Origin of the sequence: Citrobacter sp. MGH100, assembly GCF_001034465.1 — a bacterium.
In the GTDB taxonomy this organism is placed as follows: domain Bacteria; phylum Pseudomonadota; class Gammaproteobacteria; order Enterobacterales; family Enterobacteriaceae; genus Citrobacter; species Citrobacter youngae.
This window is the reverse complement of sequence record NZ_KQ089800.1, coordinates 20,747-31,925: the sequence shown is the minus strand read 5'-3', so window position 1 is coordinate 31,925 and position 11,179 is coordinate 20,747. Positions and strand designations below refer to the sequence as shown.

General features: G+C 53.2%; 13 protein-coding genes. 3 read left to right on the top strand and 10 right to left on the bottom strand.

The features are described 5' to 3' along the window. Positions 1-159 precede the first annotated feature (159 nt). Positions 160-1,710 (top strand): membrane-bound lytic murein transglycosylase MltF, encoded by a 1,551-nt coding sequence (gene mltF, locus SK32_RS00160; RefSeq protein WP_048210896.1) that lies wholly within the window; start codon positions 160-162, stop codon positions 1,708-1,710. 12 nt (positions 1,711-1,722) lie between these two features. On the opposite strand, the gene tadA is transcribed toward mltF, so the two are convergent. The 4 genes from tadA to murQ are packed head-to-tail and all read right to left on the bottom strand — an operon-like array spanning position 1,723 to position 5,184. After that, positions 1,723-2,253: a tRNA adenosine(34) deaminase TadA gene (tadA, locus tag SK32_RS00155; RefSeq protein WP_075551354.1), complete on the bottom strand. Its 531-nt coding sequence runs from the start codon at positions 2,251-2,253 to the stop codon at positions 1,723-1,725. 24 nt (positions 2,254-2,277) lie between these two features. After that, positions 2,278-2,913 (bottom strand): phosphatidylglycerophosphatase C, encoded by a 636-nt coding sequence (gene yfhb, locus SK32_RS00150; RefSeq protein ID WP_048210894.1) that lies wholly within the window; start codon positions 2,911-2,913, stop codon positions 2,278-2,280. 3 nt (positions 2,914-2,916) lie between these two features. Further along, positions 2,917-4,281, bottom strand: coding sequence for a PTS transporter subunit EIIC (locus SK32_RS00145; RefSeq protein WP_048210893.1), 1,365 nt, complete (start codon positions 4,279-4,281; stop codon positions 2,917-2,919). A 9-nt stretch (positions 4,282-4,290) separates the two neighbouring features. Further along, a complete protein-coding gene (murQ, locus tag SK32_RS00140) occupies positions 4,291-5,184 on the bottom strand; it encodes an N-acetylmuramic acid 6-phosphate etherase (protein WP_048210892.1) in 894 nt (297 codons plus the stop codon). A gap of 117 nt (positions 5,185-5,301) precedes the next feature. On the opposite strand from murQ, the gene SK32_RS00135 reads away from it, so the two are divergent. Continuing rightward, entirely contained in the window at positions 5,302-6,150 is an 849-nt protein-coding gene (locus tag SK32_RS00135) for a MurR/RpiR family transcriptional regulator (protein ID WP_048210891.1), read from the top strand. Positions 6,151-6,205: 55 nt separating this feature from the next. Continuing rightward, on the top strand, positions 6,206-6,466 hold the full coding sequence (locus SK32_RS00130; RefSeq protein WP_003037590.1) for a YfhL family 4Fe-4S dicluster ferredoxin: 261 nt from the start codon (positions 6,206-6,208) through the stop codon (positions 6,464-6,466). Positions 6,467-6,495: 29 nt separating this feature from the next. On the opposite strand, the gene acpS is transcribed toward SK32_RS00130, so the two are convergent. The 6 genes from acpS to lepB all read right to left on the bottom strand — a co-directional run bounded on the left by acpS (position 6,496) and on the right by lepB (position 11,170). Further along, positions 6,496-6,876: a holo-ACP synthase gene (gene acpS, locus SK32_RS00125; protein WP_003037588.1), complete on the bottom strand. Its 381-nt coding sequence runs from the start codon at positions 6,874-6,876 to the stop codon at positions 6,496-6,498. Then, on the bottom strand, positions 6,876-7,607 hold the full coding sequence (gene pdxJ, locus SK32_RS00120) for a pyridoxine 5'-phosphate synthase (protein WP_003838383.1): 732 nt from the start codon (positions 7,605-7,607) through the stop codon (positions 6,876-6,878). The genes acpS and pdxJ overlap by 1 nt, the downstream gene beginning before the upstream one ends. An 11-nt stretch (positions 7,608-7,618) precedes the next feature. After that, positions 7,619-8,347, bottom strand: a complete 729-nt coding sequence (recO, locus tag SK32_RS00115) for a DNA repair protein RecO (RefSeq protein ID WP_048210890.1) — start codon at positions 8,345-8,347, stop codon at positions 7,619-7,621. Positions 8,348-8,374: 27 nt separating this feature from the next. After that, a complete protein-coding gene (gene era / locus SK32_RS00110; protein WP_048210889.1) occupies positions 8,375-9,280 on the bottom strand; it encodes a GTPase Era in 906 nt (301 codons plus the stop codon). Further along, a complete protein-coding gene (gene rnc / locus SK32_RS00105; RefSeq protein WP_003037579.1) occupies positions 9,277-9,957 on the bottom strand; it encodes a ribonuclease III in 681 nt (226 codons plus the stop codon). Before rnc ends, era begins: the two co-directional genes overlap by 4 nt. Before the next feature lie 238 nt (positions 9,958-10,195). Beyond that, on the bottom strand, positions 10,196-11,170 hold the full coding sequence (gene lepB, locus SK32_RS00100) for a signal peptidase I (RefSeq protein WP_048210888.1): 975 nt from the start codon (positions 11,168-11,170) through the stop codon (positions 10,196-10,198). Positions 11,171-11,179 lie beyond the last annotated feature (9 nt).

Sequence of the window (11,179 nt, the reverse complement as noted above, 5' to 3'; positions counted from 1 at the left end):
AAAATCACGGCCTCTTCTTATCATCAAATGCGGTCTGGTTTCTGAATAAGTTGCCAACTGGCGCAAGTTTAAGCAAAATGCCGCTCATTAATGACGACTTCACTTCTTAATCAATACCACAGCACGCAGAGACAACGTACGGTTCAGAGAATTAACTAATTGAAAAAATTAAAGATTAATTATCTGTTCATCGGTATTTTGACGCTGTTGTTGGCAGCGGCCCTCTGGCCATCTATCCCCTGGTTCGGTAAAGCCGACAATCGTATCGCCGCCATTCAGTCGCGGGGAGAGCTGCGCGTCAGTACCATCGACTCACCGCTCACTTACGCCACGCTTAATGGGAAAAAGTTTGGCCTGGATTACGAACTGACCAAAGCCTTCGCCAACTACCTGGGTGTGAAGCTGAAAATCACCGTACGCCAGAACATCAGCCAGCTTTTTGACGACCTGGATAACGGTAATGCCGATCTGTTAGCCGCTGGTCTGGTGTATAACAGCGAGCGCGTTAAGAATTACCAGCCAGGCCCGACCTACTATTCCGTATCGCAACAACTGGTGTATCGGGTTGGGCAATACCGCCCGCGTACGCTTGCCACCGTGAACGAAAACCAACTGACTATCGCCCCGGGGCATGTGGTGGTTAACGACCTCCAGCAGCTAAAAGAAAAAAAATACCCGGACCTGAGCTGGAAAGTTGATGAGAAAAAGGGCACCACTGAACTGCTTGATGATGTCATCGCCGGTAAGCTGGATTACACCATTGCCGATTCCGTTGCCATCAGCTTATATCAGCGCGTTCATCCTGAGCTGGCCGTGGCGCTGGACGTCTCTGACGAACAGCCGGTGACCTGGTTCAGTCGTCTGGACGATGACAATACACTGTCTGCTGCCCTGCTGGATTTCTTCAATACCATGAATGAAGACGGCTCGCTTGCGCGACTGGAAGAAAAGTACCTTGGGCATGGCGATGATTTTGACTATGTTGATACCCGCACCTTTTTGCGCGCCGTAGACAGCGTGTTGCCGGACCTCAAGCCGCTTTTTGAGAAGTATGCGCAGGAGATAGACTGGCGACTGCTCGCCGCAATATCCTATCAGGAGTCGCACTGGGACGCGCAGGCGACTTCCCCGACCGGTGTACGCGGGCTGATGATGCTGACCAAAAATACCGCCCAGAGTCTCGGGCTAACTGACCGTACCGATGCCGAGCAGAGCATCAGCGGCGGCGCGCGGTATTTGCAGGACATGATGAGCAAAGTGCCGGATACCGTCCCCGAAGGGGAACGTATCTGGTTTGCGCTTGCCGCCTACAACATGGGTTATGCGCACATGCTGGATGCGCGGGCGCTGACGGTGAAAACCAAAGGTAATCCGAACAGTTGGTCCGACGTAAAACAGCGTCTGCCGCTGCTCAGCCAAAAGCCGTATTACAACAAGTTGACCTATGGCTATGCGCGCGGTCACGAAGCCTACGCCTATGTGGAAAACATCCGTAAATACCAGATTAGCCTGGTGGGGTATCTGCAGGAGAAAGAAAAACAGGCGCAGGAAACGCAGCAACTGGCGCAGGATTACCCGGCTGTGTCACCGGCTGAGCTGTTAGGTAAAGATAAATTTCCGCTTTCAGCGTTTCTGACTCAGACGTCGTCAAACTATCTGTCGCACTCCCCTTCTCTGCTGTTTTCAGCACAGAAGAAAGAGGACAAGTAGTCTGATTGGTATTTACTGATTGGCAGATTTTTTCAACGCTTTGATTTCCTGCCGACGCATGCGAAAGAAATCACTGAGCAGCGTGGCGCATTCATCGCGTAACACCCCTTCGGTCACGTCAACCCGATGATTCATTCCAGGGTGATGCAGCACATCCATTAATGACCCGGCAGCGCCCGTTTTCGCATCGCGTGCGCCAAAAACCACCCGACCGATACGGCTATGGACCATCGCGCCTGCGCACATCACGCACGGCTCCAGTGTGACATACAACGTTGCATCCAGCAGACGGTAGTTTTGTAGCACCAGACCGCCCTGGCGCAACGCCATGATTTCAGCGTGGGCGGTAGGATCATGATGGCCAATCGGTCGGTTCCAGCCTTCGCCAATAACGCGGTTGTTGAGTACCAATACTGCACCCACCGGGACTTCACGCTCATCCCAGGCGCGCTTAGCTAACGTTAAAGCATGGCGCATCCAGTATTCGTGGTTAAATTCAACATCAGACAAAGGGGTAACTCCAGTAATAAAAAGCGGGCGCATTATACACAGACGCTATCGTTTACTCTATTCGAGTTGTTGTAGCTCTCCGCGCGGCGTGACGCGCCAGCGATGCTGGCAAAAAGAGAGCAGTGGATTGTCCTGCTTACTGTCGCTGTAGCCGCTGTAAAGAGACAGCGGTGCGCCAATCTGTCGTTCCAGTTGCGCGACTTTTTCATGCCCCAGACAGCGTAGCGGCAATACCCAGCCACCGTATCCCCGCGCCATTTGACTGGCGATCAGATTGACACGCGGTAGCCACGGCGTGTCGAAGTAAACCTGCTCGACCAGCGACTGCGGAGAACCGGTGATAAGCCAGATATCAGCATCGGAGCTTAACAGGTACGTCGTCAGACGCTGCTGCACGACAGGAAATGCCGTCACATGCCCGCGAAACCAGCGCACAAAATCGGCCTGATGTACCTTCAGACACGCCTCGCTGCGACCAAAGGTACAACCCCACAACAGCAGGCTCATGGGCCAGCGGGCGGCGCGCCCTTTAATTAACATTGCCAGCGCAATAATCGGCAACAGGGGCAGCACCAGCAACGCATTTAGCGGTTGGCGACGCAGCAGAAAACGTAAGAAACTGCCGAACATATCCTGCTGGTGTAACGTGCCATCCAAATCAAAAAAAACAACGCGACGCTGGTGACTGGTCAAACCTTATTCCTCTGGATCGTTGAACCCCAATAGCCAGGTAAACAGGAACCCGGCAATAACCGCTACCAGATAGCCTAACAGATAGAACATCACTTTTCCGGCAACAATCGTCAGTGCCAGCGGCAATCCCGAGATGCCAAAGGTGATGACCGTCGCCACCTTCCAGTAGCTGATCAGCGCCCCACCGACTGCACCACCGAGACAGGCACCGATAAACGGCTTGCCTAATGGCAATGTCACCCCAAAAATCAGCGGTTCACCAATGCCCAGCAATCCAACCGGCAGCGCGCTTTTAATCACTTTTTTCAGCCGTGCGTTACGGGTTTTCATCAGTACCGCAATAGCCGCACCGATTTGCCCCACTCCTGCCATCGCCAGAATAGGAAAGAGCGCGTTATAACCATGCGCCTGTACCAGTTCAACGTGGATCGGCACCAACCCCTGATGAAGTCCGGTGAGCACCAACGGCAGGAAAGTCCCAGCCAGCACGGCTCCCACCAGGAAACCGCCGCGATCGATAGCCCAGGATGCGCCGTGAGCAATCGATTCAGAAATCCAGCCGCCAAGCGGTTGCAGCGCCACAATAGCGATTGTCCCGGTAATAAGGGTGGTCAGCAGTGGATTGAGGATCAGTTCGAGAGACTCCGGCAGCACTTCGCGGAATTTGCGTTCGATCCAGCACATCAACGCCACCACCAGCAGCACTGCGATCACTCCACCGCGTCCCGGCTGCAATGCCTCGCCAAACAAGGTAATTTGCGCCAGTTGCGGGCTGGAGAGAATACCGGCCATCACCCCGCCCATCGCCAGCGAACCGCCAAATACTTTGGCGGTATTCACTCCGACCAGAATATTCATGATGGCAAACACGGCGCTGCCAAATATTCCCATCAGCCCAAGCATATTTGGATAGTGGGTCGCAAAATCCCCAACGATATCCGGTCGCTTAAGGATGTTAATGATGCCGGTAATCAAACCGGAGGCGATAAACGCCGGAATAAGCGGGATAAAAACGTTAGCCAGCTTGCGTAGCGCGTCACTCATCGGCGCTTTGTACTTCGCTTTGGCCTCTGATTTTGTTCGCTCAATATCCCCCACATTGGAACGTTCGCCGCCATCGGCAATCAGGGAACGCATGGCATCGACCACTTTCGCGGCTTTGCCGGGGCCGACAATGATCTGGTGCTGCGCCCCTTGCTTCACGTAGCCGCTAACGCCCGGCAGTTGCTTGAGTCGGGAAATATCGAGCTGAGCGTCATCCTGTACTTCCACTCTGACGCGGGTCATACAGTTTTCCAGGCGCAGAATATTTTTCTCTCCGCCCACGCCCAGCAGGATATCGCTGGCCAGCACCGCCGTCTTATCCATATACACCTCTTAGTGTTCTAACGCCGCGCGTAAAAAACCCTGGTGAGCGGCAAGCTTTTCGCGGGCTGCAGCGGCATCGAGCCCCGTGAGAGCCATCAGAATGGCGGGCTTAACATCAAAATCGGTCTGTTTCAGCAGAGCTTGCGCCTGGTCATACGCAATACCGGTAGCTTCCACGACCATGCGACAAGCCCGGTCTACCAGCTTAACGTTGGTCGCTTTCATATCCACCATCAGGTTCTGATACACCTTGCCAAACTTCACCATTGCGCCGGTAGAAATCATATTGAGTACCATTTTTTGCGCAGTACCGGACTTCAGTCGCGTTGACCCTGTCAGAGCCTCCGGGCCAACAACCAGTGATATGGCGATGTCCGCTTCACGCGCGATGGGGGAATCCGGATTACAGGAAATCGCCACCGTGGTGCAGCCAACGGAACGGGCATATTGCAAGCCGCCAATCACATACGGTGTACGCCCGGATGCAGCCAGACCCACCACCACATCCTGAGCCGTAAGGTTGAGCGAACGAAGATCATCTTCACCCAGCTGCGGGTTATCTTCTGCACCTTCAACGGCCTTCAGCAATGCGCCCGGCCCACCAGCAATCAGGCCAACAACCCGTCCATGCGGTACACCAAAAGTCGGTGGGCACTCAGACGCATCCAGTACGCCAAGACGCCCACTGGTCCCCGCCCCCATGTAGATAATCCGTCCACCCGCTTTTAACGCGTCAGCCGCTGCATCGACCGCAAGCGCAACTTCAGTCAGCGTTGCTTTTACAGCAACGGCTACCAGCGTATCCTGTTGATTAAAACGATGAACCAACTCAAGTGTGGATAACGCATCAAGATCCATGGTCTGAGGATTGCGGCTTTCTGACACTAACGCACCGAGATTCATTTTTTGTTCCTTAGGAATTTTTAATTCATAGTAATCCGTTATAATGGAATATAATATTCACCCAGGCGAGTGAAATTTTGTTTTGTAATCGCCATCACGTTTTCGCCAGGAGACAGCATGAACTGTTTGATTCGCATTCGTCAGCGTTACCCGGACCTCGCGCAAAGCGATAAAAAGCTTGCGGATTACCTCCTCGCACAGCCGGATACTGCGCGTCATCTCAGTTCACAGCAACTCGCCTTTGAAGCGGGCGTCAGCCAGTCCAGCGTGGTGAAGTTCGCGCAAAAGATGGGTTTCAAAGGATTTCCTGCACTCAAACTGGCGATCAGTGAAGCACTGGCCAGTAATCCCAATCCCCACTCTATCCCAGTGCATAATCAGATTCGCGGCGACGACCCTATGCGTCTGGTGGGTGAAAAACTGATTCAGGAGAACGTGGCGGCCATGCACGCCACACTGGATATCAACAGCGAAGAAAAGCTGATGGAAAGCGTCGCATTGTTACGCTCCGCCCGACGCATTGTCCTGACCGGAATTGGTGCATCGGGGTTGGTAGCACAGAATTTTGCCTGGAAACTGTTGAAAATAGGTTTTAACGCGGTAGTGGAACGCGATATGCACGCCCTGCTGGCAACGGTACAGGCGCTTTCGCCGGGCGATCTCCTGTTGGCGATTTCGTATACCGGAGAGCGCCGCGAGCTCAACCTGGCTGCGGATGAAACGTTGCGCACCGGCGCGAAAATCCTCGCCATCACTGGATTTACACCGAACGCCCTGCAACAGCGAGCAAGCCATTGCCTGTATACGATTGCCGAAGAACAAGCGACACGCAGCGCGGCAATTTCATCGACGCACGCGCAGATGATGCTCACGGATTTACTGTTTATGGCGCTGGTTCAGCAAGATTTAGAACATGCTCCGGAACGCATTCGCCACAGCGAAGCACTGGTAAAAAAACTGGTCTGAGCAAAGAATGCGCGTATAATGCCCGCCCGATTTGTGATGTTTTGAGAGTTTCCTGATGGCCCTGTTAATCACTAAAAAGTGTATCAATTGCGATATGTGCGAACCCGAATGCCCGAATGAGGCAATTTCGATGGGTGACAGCATTTACGAGATTAACAGCGACAAATGTACGGAATGCGTAGGCCATTACGACACGCCAACCTGCCAGAAGGTGTGCCCGATCCCCAATACTATTTTGAAAGATCCGGCACATGTCGAAACGGAAGAGCAATTGTGGGATAAGTTTGTGCTGATGCACCACGCCGATAAACTTTAACCGCGTCGCCATCCGGCAACGTGCAGAATCTAACTCTCGATAATCACCGTGGCGCAGGCGTAGTGACGCTCATCGGCCAGCGTCACATGCATATGCGCGACACCCAGTTTTTCCGCCAGTTTTAACGCCTCCCCCCATAACCGCAGACGCGGCTTACCGAGTTCATCGTTGAAGACTTCAAACTGATTAAACGCCAGCCCATTGCGAATACCCGTGCCAAAGGCTTTTGCTGCCGCCTCTTTGACCGCAAAGCGCTTTGCCAGAAAACGCACCGGCTGCTGATGCGTCTCCCAGATTGCCCATTCGTTGTCACTGAGCACGCGTCTTGCCAGACGGTCACCGGAACGGGAGATCACCGCTTCAATGCGGGCAATCTCCACGATATCCGTGCCTAATCCCAGAATAGCCATTAGCCACGCGCTTCCAGCATCAGGCGTTTCATTTCCACCACGGCGTCTTTCAGACCGCTCATCACCGCGCGTCCGATAATGGCATGGCCAATATTCAGCTCGTGCATTTCCGGGATCCGCGCAATGGCTTTAACGTTGTGATACGTCAGGCCGTGACCCGCATTCACCTTCAGGCCCAGGCTGGCAGCAAAAGTCGCCGCTTTAGCAATACGCGCCAGTTCGCTGGCCTGTTCCGCATCGGTTTTCGCATCGGCGTAACAGCCGGTGTGAATTTCAATAAACGGCGCGCCAACTTCCGCAGCGGCCTTAATCTGTTCTTCGTCAGCATCGATAAACAGCGAAACCAGAATACCTGCGTCCGCCAGGCGTTTGCAGGCATCGCGCATCTTGTCACGCTGACCGGCGACGTCCAGACCACCTTCAGTGGTAACTTCCTGACGTTTTTCCGGCACCAGGCAGCAAAAATGCGGCTTAGTCTCAACGGCAATCGCCAGCATCTCTTCGGTGACTGCCATTTCCAGATTCATGCGCGTATCCAGCGTCTGGCGCAGAATACGTACGTCACGGTCGGTGATATGGCGACGGTCTTCACGCAGGTGTACGGTAATACCGTCCGCGCCCGCCTGTTCAACGATAAACGCTGCCTGAACTGGGTCCGGATATGCGGTACCGCGTGCATTACGTAACGTGGCAATGTGGTCAATATTGACGCCTAACAGTAATTCAGCCATGACAATCCTCGTTAATCATTATTTGTTTTTACTGCGCGTTTTGGCATAAATTGCCGGAACAGTTCCCGGCTTTTTAACGGCTTACCACCAAGATACGGCTTTAACGCCATGCGGGTAAAGCGTTTCGCGGCGCGTAACGTATCGACATCAGGAAATTCACGCGACTCAAGTGCTTTGAGATGGCGTCCGGTAAAGGTGTTGTTATCAATAACGACGCTGGCAATAAACCCTTTTTCTTCCCGGTAACGATAGGTCATGGTGTCGTCTACCGGCTCGCCGCTGCCCGCACAATGGGTAAAATCGACGCCGTACCCCAGATGTCCAAGTAAGGCCAGCTCAAAGCGACGCAGCGCAGGCTCTGGCGAACCCGTCGCACCAGCCAGCGCCTGGATACAATTCAGATAATCGAAAAAGAGTTCAGAAAAACGGGTCTCGTACTCGAGTACGCGGGAGATAAGTTCGTTGATATACAAGCCGCTGTACAGCGTGATACCGCTAAGAGGGAGTGCCAGAGAAACGGCTTCAGCGCTACGCAGGGTTTTAACCTCACCGCGGCCGCCAAAGCGAAGCAACAACGGGGTAAAAGGCTGGAGCGCGCCTTTGAGATTAGAACGTTTGGAACGTGCGCCTTTAGCCACCAGGCGCACGCGACCCGACTCTTCCGTGAAGACGTCCAGCACGAGACTGGTTTCGCTCCAGGGGCGACTATGCAAGACAAAGGCTCGTTGCCATCCTTCCATATACTCGCCGTGTTTCAGAAGATGGGTTTAGACGTCGTCGCCGTAACCGAGGCTACGCAGCGCGCGTTCGTCATCGGCCCAGCCAGATTTCACTTTCACCCACAGTTCGAGGTGAACCGGCGCTTCGAACATCTCCTGCATGTCTTTACGCGCTTCGATGCCGATGGTTTTAATTTTGGCCCCTTTGTTGCCTATAACCATCTTCTTCTGCCCTTCACGTTCAACGAGGATCAGACCATTAATATCGTAACCACCGCGCTCATTGGAGATAAAACGCTCAATTTCCACGGTAACGGAGTACGGCAGTTCAGCCCCCAGAAAACGCATCAGCTTTTCACGGATGATTTCAGAGGCCATAAAGCGCTGAGAACGGTCGGTGATGTAATCTTCCGGGAAGTGATGAATAGCTTCCGGCAAATGCTTACGCACGATGCCCGCAACGGTATCAACATTCAGGCCGGTTTCGGCAGAAATCGGCACGATATCGAGGAAGTTCATCTGGCTTGCCAGGAACTGCAGGTGCGGCAGCAGATCGGCTTTTTCCTGAACGTTGTCTACTTTGTTCACGGCCAGAATTACCGGCGCTTTACCGTCGCGCAGCTTATTAAGCACCATTTCGTCGTCCGGCGTCCAGCGGGTGCCCTCGACAACGAAAATAACCAGTTCAACATCACCAATCGAGCTGCTGGCCGCTTTGTTCATCAGGCGGTTGATGGCACGTTTCTCTTCCATATGCAGGCCCGGGGTATCGACATAAATCGCCTGATACGCGCCTTCAGTATGGATGCCAACAATACGGTGACGTGTTGTCTGAGCCTTACGTGAGGTAATGGAAATCTTCTGCCCAAGCAGATTATTCAACAGGGTGGATTTGCCGACGTTCGGGCGACCGACAATGGCAATAAATCCGCAATAGGTTTTGTCGATGCTCATTCCAGCTCCAGTTTTTTTAACGCCTGTTCGGCGGCAGCCTGCTCAGCCTTACGACGGCTCGAACCTGTGCCAACCACCGGTTCACTCAGGCCGCTGACCTGGCAGTGGATAGTAAATTCTTGATCGTGTGCTTCACCACGAACCTGCACCACCAGATAAGACGGCAGCGGCAGGTGGCGACCCTGCAAATACTCCTGCAGGCGCGTTTTCGGATCTTTTTGTTTATCGCCTGGGCTAATTTCGTCCAGACGCGTTTGATACCAGTTCAGGATTAATTGCTCAACGGTTTGAATATCGCTGTCGAGGAAGACGCCGCCGATCAACGCTTCGACGGTATCGGCCAGAATTGATTCGCGACGAAAACCGCCGCTTTTCAGCTCGCCCGGTCCCAGGCGTAAACATTCACCGAGGTCAAATTCACGGGCTAATTCAGCCAGCGTATTTCCACGCACCAGCGTGGCGCGCATGCGGCTCATGTCACCTTCGTCCACTCGAGGGAAACGGTGATACAGCGCATTCGCAATAACAAAGCTCAAAATAGAGTCGCCTAAAAATTCTAAACGCTCGTTATGTTTGCTGCTGGCACTACGGTGAGTTAATGCCTGCTGCAACAGCTCCTGATGATTAAAAGTGTAGCCCAGCTTCCGTTGAAGCCGATTAATTACGATGGGATTCATGCGATACCAATAAATGAATGCGTCAACAATTCAGCACACGAAACAGACCTGATATACACCCGTCATTAGAGAGACCAATGCTGTTTCGTGTGCCGTGGCAACCTGACGGTGCCAACCTAAAACTTCGGGGGAATATTCTATACACAACGACAAGGGATGTCGTTAGTCTGAGGGAATTAATCCGAGAAATAATTCACGCTGTCGTTATTAAGACGACAGCATGAACCATTATCAGCAATTAGTGGATGCCGCCAATGCGGCTCAAACGAACACCGGTTGGCCACTCACCTTCTTGTTTGTCGAAACTCATCCAGATTGCGGTCGCTTTACCTACCAGATTCGCTTCCGGTACAAATCCCCAGTAACGGCTGTCCGCGCTGTTGTCACGGTTATCGCCCATCATGAAGTAATGCCCCGGTGGAACGATCCAGGTGGCTAACTGCTGACCCGGCTGACGGTAATACATCCCCACCTGATCCTGCGCGATTGGCACCATCAGAATGCGGTGAGTTACCTCACCCAGCGTTTCTTTACGCTCGGTCAGGCGAATACCGTTGTCTTTCGTTTCGTTCAGCGGAACTTCAAAGAAACCGCTGGTCGCTTCCCCGCCGTTGCGGCGAGCAAACGTCTGCACAAAATCACTTGGCTGAACATCAGAGTACGTTACCGGCAGCGCGTTTTCACAAGCCTGACCAGAACTGCATCCTGGCTGAATCGTCACCTCTTTCGCCACCGGATCGTACGTCACTTTGTCTCCCGGTAAACCGACAGCGCGTTTGATGTAGTCCAGACGCGGATCTTCCGGGTATTTAAATACCACGATATCACCGCGTTTCGGGTGGCCAGTTTCGATCAACGTTTTCTGATAAATCGGATCTTTAATTCCGTAGGCAAATTTCTCTACCAGAATAAAATCACCAATCAACAGTGTTGGCATCATCGAACCCGACGGGATCTGGAACGGTTCATAAATAAATGAACGCACCACCAGCACAATAGCCAGTACCGGGAAAACGGACGCACCGGTTTCCAGCCAACCCGGCTTAGGGGCAACTTTTTTCAGCGTTGCTTTATCCAGTGAATCGCCTGCAGCGGCCTGTGCCGCAGCCTGGCGCTCCCGGCGTTTTGGCGCGAAGACAAACTTATCTACGCACCATAAAATGCCCGTCACCAGTGTGGCAATCACCAGAATCAGGGCAAACATGTTCGCCATGCCAACTCC

What these genes read in the sequence shown, in the direction of transcription:
- tadA (WP_075551354.1), bottom strand. Translation starts at nt 2,253, where the DNA reads ATGCGCCCGCTTTTTATTACTGGAGTTACCCCTTTGTCTGATGTTGAA.
- SK32_RS00145 (WP_048210893.1), bottom strand. Translation starts at nt 4,281, where the DNA reads ATGGATAAGACGGCGGTGCTGGCCAGCGATATCCTGCTGGGCGTGGGC.
- murQ (WP_048210892.1), bottom strand. Translation starts at nt 5,184, where the DNA reads ATGAATCTCGGTGCGTTAGTGTCAGAAAGCCGCAATCCTCAGACCATG.
- SK32_RS00135 (WP_048210891.1), top strand. Translation starts at nt 5,302, where the DNA reads ATGAACTGTTTGATTCGCATTCGTCAGCGTTACCCGGACCTCGCGCAA.
- SK32_RS00130 (WP_003037590.1), top strand. Translation starts at nt 6,206, where the DNA reads ATGGCCCTGTTAATCACTAAAAAGTGTATCAATTGCGATATGTGCGAA.
- acpS (WP_003037588.1), bottom strand. Translation starts at nt 6,876, where the DNA reads ATGGCTATTCTGGGATTAGGCACGGATATCGTGGAGATTGCCCGCATT.
- pdxJ (WP_003838383.1), bottom strand. Translation starts at nt 7,607, where the DNA reads ATGGCTGAATTACTGTTAGGCGTCAATATTGACCACATTGCCACGTTA.
- recO (WP_048210890.1), bottom strand. Translation starts at nt 8,347, where the DNA reads ATGGAAGGATGGCAACGAGCCTTTGTCTTGCATAGTCGCCCCTGGAGC.
- era (WP_048210889.1), bottom strand. Translation starts at nt 9,280, where the DNA reads ATGAGCATCGACAAAACCTATTGCGGATTTATTGCCATTGTCGGTCGC.
- rnc (WP_003037579.1), bottom strand. Translation starts at nt 9,957, where the DNA reads ATGAATCCCATCGTAATTAATCGGCTTCAACGGAAGCTGGGCTACACT.
- lepB (WP_048210888.1), bottom strand. Translation starts at nt 11,170, where the DNA reads ATGGCGAACATGTTTGCCCTGATTCTGGTGATTGCCACACTGGTGACG.